Annotated in this window: 16 protein-coding genes; 4 read left to right on the top strand and 12 right to left on the bottom strand. The window is 72.0% G+C overall.

Going from position 1 to position 17,734, the window contains the following annotated elements; genetic code table 11:
- Positions 1 to 71 precede the first annotated feature (71 nt).
- On the bottom strand, positions 72 to 1,187 hold the full coding sequence (locus tag ACGFWJ_RS16005; protein WP_392949606.1) for a S1C family serine protease: 1,116 nt from the start codon (positions 1,185 to 1,187) through the stop codon (positions 72 to 74).
- Positions 1,188 to 1,300: 113 nt separating this feature from the next.
- On the opposite strand from ACGFWJ_RS16005, the gene galE reads away from it, so the two are divergent.
- Positions 1,301 to 2,275, top strand: coding sequence for a UDP-glucose 4-epimerase GalE (gene galE, locus ACGFWJ_RS16010; protein WP_392949609.1), 975 nt, complete (start codon positions 1,301 to 1,303; stop codon positions 2,273 to 2,275).
- Between the two features lie 50 nt (positions 2,276 to 2,325).
- On the opposite strand, the gene ACGFWJ_RS16015 is transcribed toward galE, so the two are convergent.
- Together ACGFWJ_RS16015 and ACGFWJ_RS16020 are read right to left on the bottom strand one after the other, a co-directional pair.
- The gene (locus tag ACGFWJ_RS16015; RefSeq protein WP_392949612.1) at positions 2,326 to 3,939 is read right to left on the bottom strand and encodes a hypothetical protein; all 1,614 of its coding nucleotides are present in this window, start codon (positions 3,937 to 3,939) and stop codon (positions 2,326 to 2,328) included.
- A gap of 102 nt (positions 3,940 to 4,041) precedes the next feature.
- On the bottom strand, positions 4,042 to 6,333 hold the full coding sequence (locus ACGFWJ_RS16020; RefSeq protein ID WP_392949615.1) for a PQQ-binding-like beta-propeller repeat protein: 2,292 nt from the start codon (positions 6,331 to 6,333) through the stop codon (positions 4,042 to 4,044).
- A 307-nt stretch (positions 6,334 to 6,640) separates the two neighbouring features.
- Here ACGFWJ_RS16020 and ACGFWJ_RS16025 point away from each other — a divergent pair, with 307 nt between their 5' ends.
- Positions 6,641 to 7,282 (top strand): TetR family transcriptional regulator, encoded by a 642-nt coding sequence (locus ACGFWJ_RS16025; RefSeq protein WP_387644289.1) that lies wholly within the window; start codon positions 6,641 to 6,643, stop codon positions 7,280 to 7,282.
- Positions 7,283 to 7,467: 185 nt separating this feature from the next.
- Here the strand turns inward: ACGFWJ_RS16025 and ACGFWJ_RS16030 are convergent, their stop codons facing one another.
- From ACGFWJ_RS16030 to ACGFWJ_RS16055, 6 genes are all read right to left on the bottom strand, one after another.
- Positions 7,468 to 8,412, bottom strand: coding sequence for a beta-ketoacyl-ACP synthase III (locus ACGFWJ_RS16030; protein ID WP_387861081.1), 945 nt, complete (start codon positions 8,410 to 8,412; stop codon positions 7,468 to 7,470).
- 95 nt (positions 8,413 to 8,507) lie between these two features.
- Entirely contained in the window at positions 8,508 to 9,416 is a 909-nt protein-coding gene (locus tag ACGFWJ_RS16035; protein ID WP_392949618.1) for a L,D-transpeptidase family protein, read from the bottom strand.
- Between the two features lie 197 nt (positions 9,417 to 9,613).
- Positions 9,614 to 10,777: an aminofutalosine synthase MqnE gene (gene mqnE / locus ACGFWJ_RS16040; RefSeq protein WP_387644281.1), complete on the bottom strand. Its 1,164-nt coding sequence runs from the start codon at positions 10,775 to 10,777 to the stop codon at positions 9,614 to 9,616.
- Between the two features lie 51 nt (positions 10,778 to 10,828).
- Positions 10,829 to 11,794, bottom strand: a complete 966-nt coding sequence (locus ACGFWJ_RS16045; protein WP_387644278.1) for a threonine/serine dehydratase — start codon at positions 11,792 to 11,794, stop codon at positions 10,829 to 10,831.
- 43 nt (positions 11,795 to 11,837) lie between these two features.
- A complete protein-coding gene (locus ACGFWJ_RS16050; protein ID WP_030462120.1) occupies positions 11,838 to 12,299 on the bottom strand; it encodes an Lrp/AsnC family transcriptional regulator in 462 nt (153 codons plus the stop codon).
- Between the two features lie 118 nt (positions 12,300 to 12,417).
- Positions 12,418 to 13,095, bottom strand: coding sequence for a UbiX family flavin prenyltransferase (locus tag ACGFWJ_RS16055; RefSeq protein ID WP_392949623.1), 678 nt, complete (start codon positions 13,093 to 13,095; stop codon positions 12,418 to 12,420).
- A gap of 124 nt (positions 13,096 to 13,219) precedes the next feature.
- Here ACGFWJ_RS16055 and ACGFWJ_RS16060 point away from each other — a divergent pair, with 124 nt between their 5' ends.
- Both ACGFWJ_RS16060 and ACGFWJ_RS16065 read left to right on the top strand, forming a co-directional pair.
- Positions 13,220 to 13,960, top strand: a complete 741-nt coding sequence (locus tag ACGFWJ_RS16060) for a cyclase family protein (RefSeq protein WP_387644272.1) — start codon at positions 13,220 to 13,222, stop codon at positions 13,958 to 13,960.
- 63 nt (positions 13,961 to 14,023) lie between these two features.
- A complete protein-coding gene (locus ACGFWJ_RS16065) occupies positions 14,024 to 14,734 on the top strand; it encodes an MOSC domain-containing protein (protein ID WP_387644270.1) in 711 nt (236 codons plus the stop codon).
- Between the two features lie 5 nt (positions 14,735 to 14,739).
- Here ACGFWJ_RS16065 and ACGFWJ_RS16070 read toward each other — a convergent pair whose 3' ends face one another.
- The 3 genes from ACGFWJ_RS16070 to ACGFWJ_RS16080 all read right to left on the bottom strand — a co-directional run bounded on the left by ACGFWJ_RS16070 (position 14,740) and on the right by ACGFWJ_RS16080 (position 17,671).
- Positions 14,740 to 15,117 carry a VOC family protein gene (locus ACGFWJ_RS16070; protein ID WP_387644267.1) on the bottom strand — a complete coding sequence of 126 codons (378 nt, stop codon included), beginning with the start codon at positions 15,115 to 15,117 and terminating at the stop codon, positions 14,740 to 14,742.
- Positions 15,118 to 15,317: 200 nt separating this feature from the next.
- The gene (gene mqnP, locus ACGFWJ_RS16075; RefSeq protein ID WP_387861074.1) at positions 15,318 to 16,217 is read right to left on the bottom strand and encodes a menaquinone biosynthesis prenyltransferase MqnP; all 900 of its coding nucleotides are present in this window, start codon (positions 16,215 to 16,217) and stop codon (positions 15,318 to 15,320) included.
- Positions 16,214 to 17,671 (bottom strand): menaquinone biosynthesis decarboxylase, encoded by a 1,458-nt coding sequence (locus ACGFWJ_RS16080; RefSeq protein WP_387644261.1) that lies wholly within the window; start codon positions 17,669 to 17,671, stop codon positions 16,214 to 16,216. Before ACGFWJ_RS16080 ends, mqnP begins: the two co-directional genes overlap by 4 nt.
- Between the last annotated feature and the right edge of the window lie 63 nt (positions 17,672 to 17,734).

Consider the following 17,734-nt stretch of genomic DNA (forward strand, 5'->3'; position numbering starts at 1 on the left):
CCAGGTCATGGACGGGCCCGGGGTGCCGCCTCCCTTGCGCGGTGCGGCACCCCGGGCCCGAGCGAGCGGGGCTAGAGCGTCCCGAGGGTGACGTCTGCGGTCTGGTCCTGTCCGTTGCGCTGGTAGCCGACGGTGACCTTGTCGCCCGGGGAGAACGAGGCCAGTGCGCTGGTCAGCGCGGAGGGGCTGGTGATCGCGGTGTCATTGATCTTCGTGATCACGTCGCCCGCCTGCAGCCCCGCGGAGTCGGCCGGTCCGCCGGAGGTCACCGAGACGATCACCGCCCCGGCGGGCTGGAAGTTCGCGTTGAAGAAGGGGCGGACGGTCACCCCGAGCGCGGCCCGCCCGGAGTTGGTGACGGTGCCGGTGGCGATCAGCTGACTGGCGATGCTGGTCACGGTGACGGCGGGGATGGCGAAGCCGATGCCGGGCGCGGCCGAGTTGCCCAGCTCCGGGTCCACCGCGGTCAGCGTGTTGATCCCGATCACCTGGCTGGAGAGGTTGACCAACGCGCCGCCGCTGTTGCCGGGGTTGATCGCGGCCGAGGTCTGCACCATGTTGCCGATGGTGGCGCCGGGCGAGCCGGAGCTCGACGGCTCGCTGACGGTCCGTCCGACCGCCGAGACGATGCCCTGGGTGACACTGCTGGACAGACCCAGCGGGCTGCCCATGGCCAGCGTGATCTGGCCGACCGCCACCTTCGCGCTGTCCGCGAAGGTGGCGGGCTTGAGCCCACTGGGCGGGCTGCTGAGCTTGATCACCGCGAGGTCGGACTGCGGGTAGCTGCCCACCAGGGTGGCGTTCAGCGGCTTGGTGCTGTTGGCCAGCGTCACGGTGAAGGTCTGCGCGGTGCCGATCACGTGCGCGTTGGTGACGATGTCGCCCTTGTCGTCGAAGACGATCCCGGAGCCGAGGCTGTCACCCGCGGTGATCTGCACCACCGAGGGCAGCACCTGGTTGATCACCTGCTGGTAGTCCTGCTCCGTCTGGTTGCTGGCGGACGGGGCGGGAGCGGTCGTGGTGGCGCCGGCCGCCGTGTTGGACCCGGAACCCTTGTGGGCGCTGGAGCAGCCGGTGACCAGCAGGGCCGCCGAGACCAGCACTGCCGCCGGACCGAGCCACAGCCTGGGCCCGGTGGGCCGGGGGCCGGCCGGAAGCGGGCGGGTCGGTTCCTTCTTCGGGCGCACGACTGCCACCTCCGGTCGCGGGACAGAACTTTGTCAGCATTTCAGCGATATGTCCGAATGGCCGCCCAGACACTCCAGCCACCACCCGGAAAGCGGCCGTCTAGGATCGGGCCATGACCTGGTTGATCACGGGCGGGGCCGGCTACATCGGCGGTCATGTCGTCCGGGAGCTGGTCGCGGCCGGCGAGTCCGTGGTCGTCCTGGACGACCTGAGCACCGGCGCGGCCTCCCACCTGCCCCCCGGCGTCCCCCTGGTGACGGGCTCCACGCTGGACCGCCCGCTGCTGGACCGCGTCCTCACCGAACACGGCGTCCGAGGCGTGCTGCACCTGGCGGCCCGCAAGCAGGTCGGCGAGTCGGTCGCCCAGCCGCTGCGCTACTACCACGAGAACGTGGAGGGCCTGCGGGTCGTGCTGGCCGCCGCGGTCGACGCGGGCGTGCGCCGGGTGGTGCTGTCCTCCTCCGCCGCCGTCTACGGCATGCCGGACGTCGACCTGGTCACCGAGTCCACGCCGTGCGCGCCGATGAACCCGTACGGCGAGACCAAGCTGGCCGGCGAGTGGCTGCTGAACGCCTGCGCCGACGCGTACGGCCTGTCTGCGGTGTCGCTGCGCTACTTCAACGTGGCGGGCGCGGCCCTCCCCGAGCTGTCCGACCCGGGCGCGGCCAACCTGGTGCCGCTGGCCTTCCAGCGCCTCACCGCCGGGCTGCCCCCGCTGATCTTCGGGGACGACTACCCGACCCCCGACGGCACCTGCGTCCGCGACTACATCCACGTCTCGGACGTCGCCTCCGCGCACGTCGCCGCCGTCCGCCGGCTGAGCGCCACCGAGTCCGGCGAGCAGGTCCGGTTGACCCTCAACATCGGCACCGGGCACGGCGTCTCCGTCCGCGAGATGCTCGCCGAGATCGCCGAGGTCACCGGCCTCGACACCGCCCCCGAGGTGACCGCCCGCCGCGCCGGCGACCCGGCCCGGGTGGTGGCCTCCGCCGAGTTGATCCGCCGCGAACTCGGCTGGACCGCCCGCCACGACGTCCGCGCCATGGTCGCCTCCGCCTGGGCCGGCTGGCAGCACCGCCACCCGTAGCCGCCGACCACGACGGCCCCGGACCGCACCGGTCCGGGGCCGTCGCCGTATCAGTTCGCCGGGAGGACCGACGAGGTGGCCAGCGCGGTCAGCGTGGTGCCGTCGAAGCGGTAGCCGGTGGCGTTGCCCTGCGGGTCCACGGCCCACAGGTCGGCGGTGCCGTCGGCGTCCAGGTCGGTCGCCCGGAGGACCGGCTTGCTCGCCGCGTCCCAGCCGGCGGCGGCGACCAGCACCGGGGCGCCGACCGGGTCGCCCATGAACGGACCGGTCAACGTGGAGGCGCTGTAGTAGTAGAGCGAGCCGTCCGCGTCGTTGCGGGCGAACAGGCCGGGCAGGCGCTCCGCGCCGACCACGGCGGTGGTGATGGACCAGCCGTGCCAGTCCCCGGTACCTGCCGGGTTGACGTCGGTCAGCTCGACGGCCCTCCCCAGCCCCTCGTAGCTGCCGGGGATACCCATGCCGGCCTCGACGTACAGCTTGCCGCCGGCCAGCACCAGCAGGTTGTCGTTGGTACGGGAGCCGGTCGGGGATCCGATCCCGGCCTGGTACAGCTCGCCGCCGTCGGTGACCTGCTCGGCCCGCACGGCGCCGTCCACGAAGACGGGCTGCATGAGGTTGACCGACTTCAGCGGGTCGAACCCGCCGGCCTGGTAGGGCAGCGCGGTGCCGACACCCGCTGACGGGAAGTAGGCCAGCGCGCTGTCGGCCGTGCTGCCGTTGTACCGGCCGGTGACCACCAGTGCGCCGTTCCAGTCGGCGGCACTGCCCGGCGCGTTCCGGCCGGAGCCGGCCGCGCCGACCTGGACGGCGGGAGCGAGCGCGCCGCCGTCCAGACCCTTGGCCAGCCACAGGCCGTCGCCGAGGCCGAGCTGTCCGCCTGCCAGCAGCAGGTCGGGCCGGCCGTCTCCGTCGATGTCACCGGCGACCCGCGCGGCCTGCGGGGGCTGCGGGGGCTGCGCCGCGGACAGCCCGGTGGTGGCCTGCGGTCCCCGGTTCCCGCCCGGGGACAGCGGGGCGACGGTCAGGTTGCTGTACCCGCTGGTGGGGGTGACGGTGAGGACCGCGTTGCCGGAGGCGTCGGCGGCGACGGTCTTCGGGGCATCCGAGCCGACCTGGTACCAGTAGGCGGCGGGCGGCTGCCCGGACCCGGCGGTCACGGCGATCTGCGCGGGCGTGCCGATCACCAGCCCGCTGGGGACGGACACCGTCGGAGCGGCGGTGGGCACGGTCGGGTCGTAGCGGAAGTGGCAGGTGGTGGACCACTCACCGGGCTCCTGGCCGCCCTGGGCGCGGGCCTTCCAGTCGAAGTCGGTGATCGCCCCGCCGGCCGCGGCGGTCATGGCGTCGCGGGACATCCGGTAGGCGGCGGCGGTGCCGGGAATGGCGGCCAGCGTGACGTCCGCGACGGGAGCCCCGGTGCCGGAACGCAGCAGCTGGAACTCCACCGACCCCGAGTCGGTGGCGTTCGCGTAGAACATGACGTCGTCGAGGCCGAGCACGGTGCCGCCGGCGCAATCGGTGCTGGGCATGGTGCGCAGGCCGGTCAGCGGGGCCGGCTGGTCGGCGGCGCCGGCTGCGGGGGCGACGACCCCGGTGGCGGCGAGCACCACGCCGAGGGCGGCTGCGGCGACGGCGGAGCGGCGCCGGTCGAAGGCGATGGACATGCGGGTTCCCTCCCTTGGCGATCACCACATGTGGTGATCGTTTGGGGGAGGGTATGCCAAGACTTGACCGGGAGTCGCCCCTTCGGCGAAGAGAACCGGACGTCAGTGCGGGACGGCCGTGCCGTAGAACGAGTCCAGCGCGTACACGCAGCGGTCCTTGGAGCCGACGAAGACCCGGCCGTCGACGGCGACCGGGGAGCCGGTCAGTTCGCCCTTGGTGCCGAGTTCCCAGCGCAGGCGGCCGGTGGCGAGTTCCAGGGTGTGCAACGAGTGGTCGCGGCTGCCCAGGTGGACCAGGCCGTCGGCGACCGCCGGGGAGCCGACCAGGTCGGCGCGGGCTGCGTAGCGCCAGCGTTCCTGGCCGGTGGCGCTGTCGAAGGCGAACAGGGTGTCGCCGGAGCCCAGCAGCACCGTGCCGTCGGCGACCACGGCGGGTTCGGCGCCCTGCCGGGAGGTGGTGGCGGCCCGCCACAGGCCGTGCCCGGTGGCGGCGTCCAGCGCGTACAGGGTGCCGAGGTAGTCGGCGACGTACACCGCCCGGTCGTCCACCGCGGGCGGGGTGAACAGCACCACAGGGGCGTCGAACCGCCAGCGCTCGGCGCCGGTGGCGGCGTCCAGCGCGTGCACCCGCTGGCCGGACGTCAGGTACAGCACGCCGGCCCGCTCCACCGGCCGGGCCGGGACCTTGCCGCTGACCGGGAACGCCCAGCGCACGCCGCTGCCGCGCGGGTCCACGCAGTGCAGCCGGCCGGCGCCCTGGTAGTAGGCGGAGCCGGCGATCAGCGCCGGGCCGGACTGCGGGTTCTCGTACTCCTGCTGGGCGTCGTCGGCGCGCCACAGTTCGGCGCCGCTGGCGGCCGAGCGCAGCTGTACCCCGCCGCCGCGGATGCCGCAGCACAGCACGCCGTCGGCGGCGTCCAGCGAGTAGACCCAGCCGTCCAGCGAGCTGCGCCAGCGTTCGGTGCCGTCGGCGGAGTCCACGGTGTACAGGTGCGGCCCGTCGGCGGCGTGCAGCCGGCCGCCGTCCACGGCCAGGGCCCAGGCCACGTCGCGGGTCTTCCAGCGGCGCTCGCCGGAGCGGATGTCCAGGGCGTGCACCTCGAAGCTGGAGACGAACAGCGTCCCGTCGGCGACCACGGGGGTGCCCCAGACGTCGTTGGACATCCGGAACCGCCAGGGCCGCCAGCGGGCGGCGGGCGGCTGCGGCGGGGCGGCCGGCGCGGGGGTGCGGCGCACCCAGTCGGTGCCGACCGGGGCGGCGGACGGCGCGACCGGCTCCACCCGCGGCCCGGGGCCTATCGGCACGTGCGCGCCGGCCAGCCGGACCTCGCCGTCGCCGCCGGAACCGCCGGTCACCGGCCGCTGGTGCGGCCGCACCCGCTCGGTGGCCACCTCCTCGGACGGCGGCCCGACCGGCGCGACGGGCATCGGCGGGGCCAGCGGCTGCGGCGGCACAGGGACCGGCTGGGGCTGCGGCGGCTGCGGCGGCTGGCTGACGGGGCGGCGGCTGCTGCGCTTGGCCTCGATCAGGTCGAGCGCGGCGGGCGGCAGCCAGTCCCCGGCCTCGCCGGAAGCGTCGGCCCGGGAGAACAGGTGCGGGGCCAGTTCGGCCTGGATCTGGGCGGGCGTCGGCCGGTGCTCGGGCGCGGGCCGCATGCAGGCCCGCACCAGGTCGACCAGTTCGGCCGGCAGCCCGGACAGGTCGGGCTGGTCGCGCAGCAGCTGGAACACCGTCTCGACCGGGTTGGTGCCCCGGTACGGCGGGTGCCCGGTGGCGCAGAACACCACCAGCGAGCCGAGCGAGAACACGTCGCTGGCGCCGGTGACGCTGCGGCTGTCGCGGGCCTGCTCGGGCGACATGTAGGCGGGGGTGCCGACCGCGACGTTGGTCATGGTGAGCCGGGTGCTGGAGACCCCGGCGGCGATTCCGAAGTCGATCACCCGCGGCCCGTCCTCGACCACCAGCACGTTGGACGGTTTGAGGTCGCGGTGCACCAGCCCGGCGGCGTGGATGGACTGCAGCGCCTCGGCGATGCCGGCGGTCAGCCAGCGCACCGCGTCGGCGGGCAGCGGCCCGCAGTCGTTGACCAGGTCCTCCAGCGAGGGCGCGGGCACGTACGCGGTGGCCAGCCACGGCACCGCCGCGTCGGCGTCGGCGTCCACCACGGCGGCGGTGTAGAAGCCGCCGACCGTTTTCGCGGCGGCGATCTCGCGGGCGAAGCGGACCCGGAACAGGTTGTCCTCGGCCAGTTCGCTGCGGACGGTCTTGATGGCCACCCGGCGACCCGAGGCCGACCGGGCCAGGTACACCAGACCCATGCCGCCCGCGCCGAGCCGGGCCAGCACCTCGAAGGGCCCGATCCGCCTCGGATCGTGCGCCGTCAGCTGGTCCACTCCGCAGCCACCTCCCCTTCAGCCAACGCCCCCCGGCGGTGGCGCGCCCCCGATTCTCCAATGCCCGCCGTCCTGGAGCCAATCTCCCCCGCCCGTGTCCCCCGGGGTGGTAGAGCGGCCGGCCGGACGCCGGGCGGTCCCGCGGCCCCCACCGAACCCTTCACTGCTGACTTGTCGTCACGCTGTGAGGTCATCAGTGCACGGGGGGGCAACAACACACGCTGAAAAGTCGTTGATTCTCCGCACGGGCGGACTAATAGTCGCACTACCGAATCGCGCCAAGATCGTGCCACGGTAAGCTGACGGCATGACAGGACAAGTTCGCACCGTCGACGGTCGCGTCGCCGGGCGGCGCGGACAGGAGACGCGGCAGAAGCTGCTCGACTGCCTCCGCGAGATGCTCAGCACGTCGCCGTACCGTGACGTCAAGGTCATCGACGTCGCCCGTATGGCGGGTACCTCCCCCGCGACCTTCTACCAGTACTTCCCGGATGTCGAGGGCGCAGTCCTTGAGATCGCCGAGGAAATGGCCGAGGACAGCGCCGGGCTCAAAGAGCTCGTCGATGGAAAGTCCTGGGCGGGAAAGACCGGCTTCACCACTTCCGAAGAACTGGTGGACGGATTCCTCGCCTTCTGGCGCAAGAATGACGCCATTCTCCGAGTGATCACACTCGGTGCCGCAGAAGGGGACAAGCGGTTCTTCAAGATCCGCATGAAGGTCCTCAACTCGGTGGCGGCTCCGCTCGCCGAAGCGGTTCGCAACACCCAGGGCAAGACCGACAAGACGGTCGACGGGTCGGCCATCGCCGGCGCCCTGGTGACGTTGCTGGCCGGGGCCGCGGAGCACTCGAAGGCGTTCACCTCGTGGGGCGTGAAGGTCAAGGACCTCAAGCCCAGCCTGGCGCTCCAGGTGTACCTCGGAGTCACCGGAAAGAAGCCGCCGAAGTAACACTCAGTCCAGTCCAGTGACGCCCGCCCCGGTTCCTGTCCGGGGTGCGTCGGACGCGGCCGTGTCCTCGGGGGAGGTTCGCCGACGTACCGCAGGGGTGTCATCCGCACCGACAACGAAGCGCAGGGGCGGTCGGGAGAAAGGTTTCCCGACCGCCCCTGCGCCGTGTCCGTGGCGCTCCCGGGTCAGGGGCAGCGCACCACCTGGCCCGCGTAGGCCAGGCCGCCGCCGAAGCCGAACAGCAGCACCGGGTCGCCGCTGTGCAGCTCGCCGCGCTCGACCAGCTTGGACAGCGCGAGCGGGATGGAGGCGGCGGAGGTGTTGCCGGATTCGACCACGTCGCGGGCGACCACGGCGTCCTCGGCCAGGCCGAGCTTCCCGGCGATCGCGTCGATGATCCGCAGGTTGGCCTGGTGGGCGACGAAGCCGCGCAGCTCGGACGGGTCCAGGCCGGCCTTCTCGCAGGCCCGGCGGGCCAGCGGGGCGACCTGGGTGGTGGCCCAGCGGAAGACGGTCTGGCCCTGCTGGCTGATGATCGGCTGCCAGCCGCTGATCACCACCGCCTCGCCCTTCTCCGGCTCGGATCCCCACACCACCGGGCCGATGCCGGTCTGCTCGTCGGGGACGGCCTCCAGGACGGCGGCGCCCGCGCCGTCCGCGAAGATCACGCAGGTGGTGCGGTCGGTCCAGTCCACGATGTCGGACATCCGCTCGGCGCCGATCACCAGCGCGCGGGTGGCGGCGCCGGCCCGGATCGCGTGGTCGGCGGTGGCCAGGGCGTAGGAGAAGCCCGAGCAGACGGTGTTGATGTCGTAGGCGGCGGGCGTGGGAATGCCGAGCCGGGCGGCGACCGCGGCGGCGGTGTTGGGGCTGCGTTCGACGGCGGTGCAGGTGGCGACGGCGACCAGGTCGATCTGGTCGGGGGTCACTCCCGCGCGGGCCAGGGCCTTCTGGGCGGCTTCCGCGGCGAGGTCGACCAGGGTCTCGCCCTCGGCGATGTGCCGGGTACGGATGCCGACCCGGCTCCGGATCCACTGGTCGTCGGTGTCGACCATCGCCGAGAGATCGTCGTTGGTGAGGATCTTCGGCGGCTGGCAGTGGCCCAGCGCCACGATGCGGGAGGCGGTCATACTGCCACTCAACCGGGTTACCGGTCAGTCGGGCGGTAACGCCCTGACACAGGATCGGGCGCCGGATGCTGTAGGGCCTTCACAATCAGAACAGGTCAGGCCGCCAGGGACGCGGCGTCGCCCATGGCGATCATCGGGTGCATGGCCGGGTCGAGGGCCTTGAGCAGGTCGACCATGTGGTCCTCGGTCAGCGAGATGCAGCCGTGGGTGGGGCCGCCGTGGTCGAGGTGCAGCCAGATGCCGCCGCCCTTGGCCGCGCCCTCCGGGAAGCGGCCGTCGAGCGGGGAGGCGCCGACCACCCGGTTGTAGTTGATCGCGACCACGTAGTCGAAGGAACCGGCCAGCGGTTCGTTGTTGAAGCCGCGGCCGGGCATCACGAACTTGGCGTTCTCGTCGTACGGCATCTTGGAGCCCGGGTTGGCCTTGCGGCCGCCGGCGTCGGAGAGCGAGTACAGGCCGATCGGGCTGTGCAGGTCGCCGGAGCGGTGGTTGGTGGTCCAGCCCTTGAGGGCGTTGTGGGCGGGCCAGGACTCGCCGGCCTGCCAGCCGCCGTCGTCGCCGCGGGTCCACAGCGTGACGGTGTTGTCGGAGGAGTCCTTGCCCTTGCCGCTGGCGACCACCAGCTGGCGGGTCTCGGCGGGGATCTTGGCCATCCAGTCGGCGCCCAGGCCCGGGATGCTGGTGATCTTGTCGCGGGAGGAGCGGTCGGCGGCCGGGGGCTCGGTGTGGGAGTCGGCGGCCTTCATCGGGGCGGTCCCGGGCTCGCGGTCCGGGGCGGCGCTGGCGGTCTCGCCCTGGAAGGACCGGCCCGGGCCGATGGTGAACCAGCCGGCCGTCAGGGCCAGCAGGGTCGCGGTGCCGACGGTGAGCTTGGCGGCGCGGCGCGGCTTCGGCTTGCGCCGGCGGCGGCTCTCGGCTCGGCCCTGGGGCTGCCCTCCCTCGCTCCGGGGGGCCGGCGCGGGGGCCGAGCGGCGGTGCGAGGCGGAACGATGGGAACCGGACATGCCGTCGATCCTCCCAGACCGGGGGGACGCGGTGGAACCCGGGCTGTGTGATGAGCCTGTGAGCATACGCGTCCGGCGATGCTTCTCCGGTGGTGAGAGGCACTTTGGGTGGTGCACGGCCGTCCCGCGCGCCCCCTGGAAAAACAGCTGCGCCCGGCGGCCGGAGACCGGCCGCCGGGCGCGTGGCCGAGCGAAAGTCAGAGGCGCATCGCCTGCGGGGTCTCCCGGCGCAGCAGGTCCGGCCCGTCGTACTCGCGGATGATCTCGTAGCGGGTGTTGCGCTCGACCGGGCGGAAGCCGGCGTCCCGGATCAGCTGGAGCAGGTCGTCGCGGCCCAGCTTGTTCGGGGTGCCGAAGTTGTCCGCGTCGTGGGTGATCTTGTACTCGACCACCGAGCCGTCCATGTCGTCCGCGCCGTGGCTGAGCGCCAGCTGCGCGGTGGTGACGCCGTGCATCACCCAGAACACCTTGACGTGCGGGACGTTGTCGAACAGCAGACGGGACACCGCGAAGGTCTTCAGCGCCTCGGCGCCGGTGGCCATCTCGGTGCGGTCCATCAGACGGTTGCGGACCTTGCCGTCCTTGGAGTCGTGGAAGTCGTGCTGGTAGCGCAGCGGGATGAAGACCTGGAAACCGCCGGTCTCGTCCTGCAGTTCACGCAGCCGCAGCACGTGGTCGACCCGGTGGCGGGGCTCCTCGATGTGGCCGTACAGCATGGTGGCCGGGGTCTTGAGGCCCTTTTCGTGCGCCAGGCGGTGGATCCGCGACCAGTCCTCCCAGTGGGTTTCGTGGTCGACGATGTGCTGGCGGACCTCCCAGTCGAAGATCTCCGCGCCGCCGCCGGTCAGCGACTCCAGTCCGGCCTCGATCAGCTCGTCCAGGATCTCGCTGGCCGTCAGGCCGCTGATCCGCTCGAACCAGTGGATCTCGGTCGCGGTGAACGCCTTCAGCGAGACGTTCGGCAGCGCGGCCTTCAGCTCCTTCAGCGAGCGCGGGTAGTAGCGCCACGGCAGGGTCGGGTGCAGGCCGTTGACGATGTGCAGCTCGGTGAGGGACTCCGACTCCATCGCCTTGGCGAGCCGGACGGCCTCCTCGATGCGCATCGTGTACGCGTCCTTCTCGCCCGGCTTGCGCTGGAACGAGCAGTACGCGCAGGAGGCGCTGCACACGTTGGTCATGTTGAGGTGACGGTTGACGTTGAAGTGGACGACGTCGCCGTTCTTCTGCGTCCGCACGTGGTGCGCCAGGCCGCCCAGCCAGGCCAGGTCGTCGCTCTCGTAGAGCGCGATCCCGTCCTCGCGGGTCAGCCGCTCACCGGCGTAGACCTTCGCCTCCAGCTCGCGCTTGAGCCCTGCGTCCATGCGGCGCTCCGCCTCCTCGGTCCTTCGGTTCGTTGCCAGTCGAGACTACGCCTAGGCCGCCAGCAGTTCGGCCAGCAGGGCAGGGTCCAGGTTGCCGCCGCTCAGGACGGCCGCGAACACCCGGCCGCCGAGCTCGTCCGCGCGGTGGAAGTACGCGGCCGGCGCGACCGCGCCGGACGGCTCGGCGACCAGCCGGCCGCGGCGGGCCAGCAGTGCGACGGTGTCCTTGATCTCCTGCTCGGAGACGGTGACGATGTCGTCCACGTACGCGGTGAGGTGCTCGAACGGGAGCACGCCCACCGACGGAGTGCGCAGGCCGTCCGCGATGGTGCGGTAGGTGTCGGCCATCGGCCAGGCGGTGCGGATGCCCTTGCGCAGGCTCTCCTGCGCGTCCGCCGCGAGCTCCGGCTCCACGCCGATCACCCGCACGCCCGGGCAGGCCAGCTTCAGCGCCGCCGCCGTCCCGGAGATCAGGCCGCCGCCGGAGACCGGCACCAGCACGGTGTCCAGGTCGTCCGGGGCGTCCTCGGCGATCTCCAGGCCGACCGTGCCCTGGCCCGCCACGATGTACGGGTCGTCGTACGGCGGCACCCACACGTAGCCGTGCTCGGCGACCAGCCGCGGCGGGAGCGTGTCACGCTGCTCGGCCGGGACGACCAGCACCTCGGCGCCGAACGCACGGGTGTTCTCGATCTTCACGGCGGGCGAGGTGTCCGGCATCACGATGACCGCCTTGATGCCGAGCCGCCGCGCCGCGTAGGCCACCGCCTGGGCGTGGTTGCCGCTGGACTGCGCCACCACGCCCCGGGAGCGCTCTTCCTCGGTCAGCGCCGCCAGCCGGTTGAACGCCCCGCGGACCTTGAACGCCCCGGTCGGCTGGAGACTCTCCGGCTTGATCCACAGCCGGCGCCCGTCCGGCTGCTCCGCCCACGGGCAGGGCAGTAGCGGGGTGCGGACCGCCGCACCGGCGATCCGGCGTTGGGCGGCGCGCAGGTCTTCCAGATCGACCAGGGACATCCGGGGCCATCCTCGGGAGTTGACGGGGTGTGAGGTGGCGACCCTACTCGGCGAGGTGCAGCGGCAGTTCGCTGACCCTGTTCTCCCACTTGGTGGAGAGCACCACCGTGGTCCGGGTGCGCGCCACCCCCTTGGTGCCCGACAGCCGCTTGACCACCGACTCCAGGCCCTCCACGTCCGGCACCCGGACCTTCAGCATGTACGAGTCGTCACCCGCGATGAACCAGCAGTCCTCCACCTCCGGGAGGTCCTTCAGCCGGTGCGAGACGTCGTCGTGGTCGGCGGCGTCGGTCAGTTGAAGACCGATCAGCGCCGTCACGCCGTAGCCCAGGGTGGCCGGGTTGACCGTCGCCCGGTACCCGGTGATCACGCCCGCCTGCTCAAGGCGGTTGATCCGGTCCGTCACGCTCGGCCCGGAGAGGCCCACCAGACGGCCCAGCTCGGCGTACGAGGCACGGCCGTTCTCACGAAGTGCCTGAATGAGCTGCCTGTCCACAGAGTCCATTACCTGCCGCGTCCTTCCGAACCACTCCAGAACCACAGATCATTTTCTGGATTCCAAGGCGCCGAGCGCCGATCGACCGGGGTATCCCAGAGAACATACTCTCCCGTAGCGCGGCCGCTCACTCGCCCCGGCGCGGCCCGGTTTCCTGGGAACGTCCGGGAGTGCTGCCCGCCTCGCCGAGGCTGCCCGTCCAGCGCCGGTACAGGGAGTGCCGCACGCCTACCGCGTCCAGTACCCGGCCGGCCACGAAATCCACCAGCTCCTGGGCGGTCGAGCCCCCCGCGTAGAACCCCGGCGAGGCCGGCAGCACGACCGCGCCCTGCGCGTCGAGGGTCACCAGGTGCTGAAGGGTCGAGCCGGTGAGCGGCGTCTCGCGCAAGCAGATCACCAGCGGGCGGCGCTCCTTGAGCGTGACCGAGGCGGTGCGCTGGAGCAGGTCCTTGGACAGCCCCAGCGCGATGCCGGCCGCCGCGCCGGTGGTGGCCGGGACGACCAGCATGCCCTTCGCCGGGTACGAGCCGGAGGACGGGCCGGCCGCGAAGTCCCCTGCGGGCCAGTACCGGACGTCGTCCAGCTCCTTCTCGTCCCGGCCCAGCCACTGCGCGAGATCGGCCTTCCAGTGCGCGTCCCGGAACGAGATGCCGGTCTCGTCCAGGATGGTCAGCCGGGCGGCCCGGCTCACGATCAGGTCGACGGACTCGCCGGCATCCAGCAGCGCACGGATCACGGACGCGGCGTAGGGGGTGCCGCTGGCGCCGGAGACGCCGATGACCCAGGGGCGACGGGTGTTGCTCATACCGCCATTGTCGCGTCCACGGGCAGGTCATTGCCCCGCATCGCGATCTTTCCGGCGGGTGCGTTCCCCTTCGCGCAGTTCCCCGCGCCCCTGGTGGCGCGTCTCTTGGGTTCAGAATGTGTACATGGCAGCCGTGTTGGTGGATTTGACGCATCCGGTGGTGTCCGGGATGCCGGTGTATCCGGGGGATCCCGGGGTGGAGTTGCGGGCGGCGTTGACGGCCGGGGTGGAGGGGGTGAATGTGCTGGCGGTGCATCTGGGGTCGCAGACGGGGACGCACGTGGATGCGCCGTATCACCTGGATGTGCGGTGGCCGACGTTGGACGGGTTGCCGTTGGAGCTGTTCACGGGGCCCGCGGTGGTGGTGGATCTGCGTGGGTTGCCGGCCCGCGGGGAGGTGACGGCGGAGCACTTGGCGGCGGCGCTCGCGGTCTCGGGGCCGGGCACGGTGCTGCTGTTGGCGACGGGGTGGCCCAAGTACTGGGGGACGGACCGGTACTTCGCGCATCCGTACCTGTCCGAGGAGGCTGCGGCGGCGATTGTCGCGGCGGGTGTGCGCACCGTCGGGGTGGACGCGCTGTCGGTGGATCCGACGCCCGATCCGGGGCCGTCCGATCCCGAAGTGGCGAGTCTGCTGGCCGAGTTGAAGGACGAGCACGATCCGGCGCCGGAGTTGCCGACGCTGGCGGCGCACCGGGTGCTGTTGGGGCCGGAGGGCGGTGGGGTGATCGCGGAGAACCTGACGGACCTGTCGTTGCTGCTGGAGGCGCAGGCGGCGGGGGTGCCGGTGGAGGTGTCGCTGTTCCCGTTGCGGTTGACGGCGGCGGACGGGGCGCCGGTGCGGGCGGTGGCGCGAATCGGCTGACGGGCCGCCGCCGTCCGCGACTTGGTCTAGACCACCTTGGCATGGCGCCGCTAGGCTCCCGCCATGCCTCAGATCGTCGGTGTGGTCGAGCGCTTGTGGCGCTACCCCGTGAAATCCACGGGCGGCGAGTTGCTCGACTCCGTCGAGGTGGAAGAACGCGGCCTGGTCGGCGACCGCCTCTACGCGGTGCGCGACGGCGCCGGGAAGTTCGGGTCGGGCAAGAGCACCCGCCGGTTCCGGCGGATGGACGGTCTGCTGCGGCTCAGCTCCCGGCTGGGCGGCCGGATCGACGGCCCGGAGCTGTTCGACCCGCTGGGCATGCCGGTCCCGGACCCGGACGCCTTCCTGCGCGCCTACCTGGAGCAGGAGGACGTCGCCCTGGCCCGCGAGGACGCCGTCTCGCACTTCGACGAACTGCCGGTGAGCGTGCTGACCACCGCCACCCTGGACTGGGTGGCCGCGGCGGTACCGTCCGCGGTGGTGGACGAGCGCCGGTTCCGGCCGAACGTGCTGCTGCGCACCCCGCCCGGGACGCCCCCGTTCACCGAGGACGCCTGGTACGGCCGGGAGGGCCGGGTGAAGGGCGGGGTGCGGCTGGCGTTCGTCCGGGCCAGCGTGCGGTGCGTGATGGTCGGGGCGCCGCAGCCCGGGCTGCCGCACGCGCCGGAGATCCTGAAGACCGTCGCGCACGAGCGGGACTCCGAGCTCGGCGCGCTGGCGTCCGTCTCCCGGCCCGGACGGCTGCGGGTCGGGGACGTGCTGACGCTGGCCTGAGGCGGTCAGCCGGCCCGGCGCGGGATCAGGCAGAACGGGTGCCCGGCCGGGTCGACGAACACCGTCCAGCCCGCCTCCCGGTCCTTGACCTCGGCGCCGAGCTCCACCACCCGCTGCTCGACGGCGGAGACGTCCTCGACCTCGATGTCCAGGTGGAGCTGCTGCGGGTGACCCGGGTCCGGCCAGATCGGCGGGCGGTAGTCCTCGACCCGCTGGAACCCGAGAACCTGGCCGTTCGGCAGGTGGACGGTGGACCACTCCTCGTGGAGCGACCAGCGCGGATCGGGCCGGTCGACCTCGCCCCCGAGCAGCGCGGCGTAGAAGTGGGCCAGGCCCGCCGGGTAGTGGCAGTCCAGTACCACGCACTGCAGTGTGCCGATCATCGTGCGCTCCCCGTCCGGGTCTCGTCGGTCTCTCGCTCCAGCATGGCTCATCGAGGGGGCCGACCGCAGACGATCAGCGGGAACTGCGCGACAAGCGCAAGGCCCGTCCGCAAGGTCGCGAGCACGTGCATGCCCTGCGTCGCCACCTTGCTGACGGGCACCTTCCGCTTCGCGCAGTTCCGCCCCCTGGTTGCACGGCCTCACACGGTGAGGCCCCGGGCGATCAGGTCGATCAGGGCGAAGGCGAACAGCGAGATGCCCACGAAGCCGTTGGTCTGGAAGAACGCCCGGTTGAGGCGGGACAGGTCGTGCGGCTTGACGATGGTGTGCTCGTAGACGAAGGCGCCGGCGACGACGGCGAGGCCGCACCAGAAGAAGGCGCCGGCGTCGGTGAGGACGGCGTACCAGATCAGCAGTGCGGTGGTGAGGGCGTGGCAGACCCGGGCGCCGTTGATGGCGGCGGGGATGCCGAACCGGGCGGGGACGGAGCGGACGCCCATGCCGCGGTCGGCGGCGACGTCCTGGCAGGCGTAGATGAGGTCGAAGCCGCCGATCCAGATGCCGACGGCGAGGCCGAGGACGGCCGCCTCCCAGGACCAGCTGCCGGTGACGGCGAGCCAGGCGCCGACCGGGCCCATGGCCTGGGCGATGCCGAGGATGGCCTGCGGGAAGTCGGTGAACCGCTTGCCGTAGGGGTAGACCACCATCGGGATCACCGCGACCGGGGCCAGCACCAGGCAGAGGGTGTTGAGCAGGGCGGCGGAGCCGAGGAAGACCACCAGGGCGATGGCGGAGCCGATGTACGCGGTGCGCACCGAGACGGCGCCGGTGACGAGTTCGCGGTTCGCGGTGCGCGGGTTCCGGGCGTCGATCTCGCGGTCGATGATCCGGTTGGCGGCCATCGCGAAGGTGCGCAGGCCGACCATGCAGATGGTGACCAGCAGCAGCTGGCCCCAGTGCACGGACTTGTCGGCGAGGAACATCGCGGTGAGGGCGGCGATGTAGGCGAAGGGCAGGGCGAAGATCGAGTGTTCGATCATGACCAGGCGCAGGAAGGCCTTGGTCCTGCTCTTCGGGGCTTCGAAGGCGGCGGTGGTCACAGCCCGTATTCCTTCCAGCGGCGGGTGACCCGGGCGGCGGTCGCCGGGTCGGAGGCGACCATCTCGGGCCAGCCGCCGTCGCGGGTGTAGCCCTCCTCGGGGAGCTTGCGGGTGGCGTCGATGCCGGCCTTGCCGCCCCAGAACTGCTGGTAGGAAGCGTGGTCGAGGTGGTCGACGGGGCCTTCGACGACGGACAGGTCGCGGCTGTAGTCGACGTTGCCGAGGGCCCGCCAGGCGACTTCCTGGTAGTCGTGGACGTCGCAGTCGGCGTCCACCACGATGATCAGCTTGGTCAGCGACATCATGTGGGCGCCCCAGATGGCGTGCATGACCTTCTGCGCGTGCTTCGGGTACTTCTTGTCGATCGAGACGATCACGCAGTTGTGGAAGCCGCCGGCCTCGGGCAGGTCGTAGTCGACGATGTCCGGGATGATCACCTTGAGCAGCGGCAGGAAGAAGCGCTCGGTGAACTTGCCGAGCGGGCCGTCCTCGGTCGGCGGGCGGCCGACCACGATGGACTGCAGGATCGGGCGGCGGCGCATGGTGACGCAGTCGATGGTGAGCGCGGGGAACGGCTCCTGCGGCGTGTAGAAGCCGGTGTGGTCGCCGAACGGGCCCTCGGGCAGCATCTCGCCGGGCTCCAGCCAGCCTTCGAGGACGACCTCGGCGTCCGCCGGGACCTGCAGCGGGACGGTCTTGCAGTCGACCATGCGGGTCCGCTCGCCCGCGACGAAGCCGGCGAACAGGTACTCGTCGATGTCGCCGGGCAGCGGGGCGGTGGCGGCGTAGGTGACGGCGGGCGGGCAGCCGAAGGCGATCGCGACGGGCAGCTTCTCGCCGCGCTTGGCGGCGACCGCGGCGTGGTTGCGGCTGTCCTTGTGGATCTGCCAGTGCATGCCGATGGTGCGCTTGTCGTGCCGCTGCAGCCGGTACAGGCCGAGGTTGCGGATGCCCGAGTCCGGGTCCTTGGTGTGGGTCAGGCCGAGGTTGAAGAAGGAGCCGCCGTCCTCGGGCCAGGTGAACAGCGCGGGCAGCTGCTCAAGGTCGACGTCGTCGCCGGTGAGCACCACCTCGTGCACGGGCGCGTCGCCGGACTTCACGTTCTTCGGCGGGACGTGTGCCATCGAGGCGAGCTTGCCGAAGGCCTCGCGGAAGCCGGTGAAGCCGTGCGGCAGTTCGGGCTTGAGCAGGCCGCCGATCTTCTCGGCGATGTCGTCGGGGGACTTCAGGCCGAGGGCCTTGGAGAGCCGGCGCTCGGTGCCGAAGACGTTCATGGCCAGCGGCATCGCCGAGCCCTTGACGTTCTCGAAGAGCAGCGCGGGGCCCTTGGCCTTCTGCACCCGGTCGACGATCTCACCGACCTCCAAGTACGGGTCGACCTCCACCTTGATCCGCTTCAGGTCACCGTCGCGTTCCAGGGCCCGGAGGAAGGAACGGAGATCGTCGTATGCCATACCTGTCAGTATCCGATACGGGCTAACCTGAGCCCGCCAAGGGTCCTGTTCGAACGTACTTCG

The organism is Kitasatospora sp. NPDC048407 (assembly GCF_043200475.1).
Taxonomy (GTDB): Bacteria; Actinomycetota; Actinomycetes; order Streptomycetales; family Streptomycetaceae; genus Kitasatospora.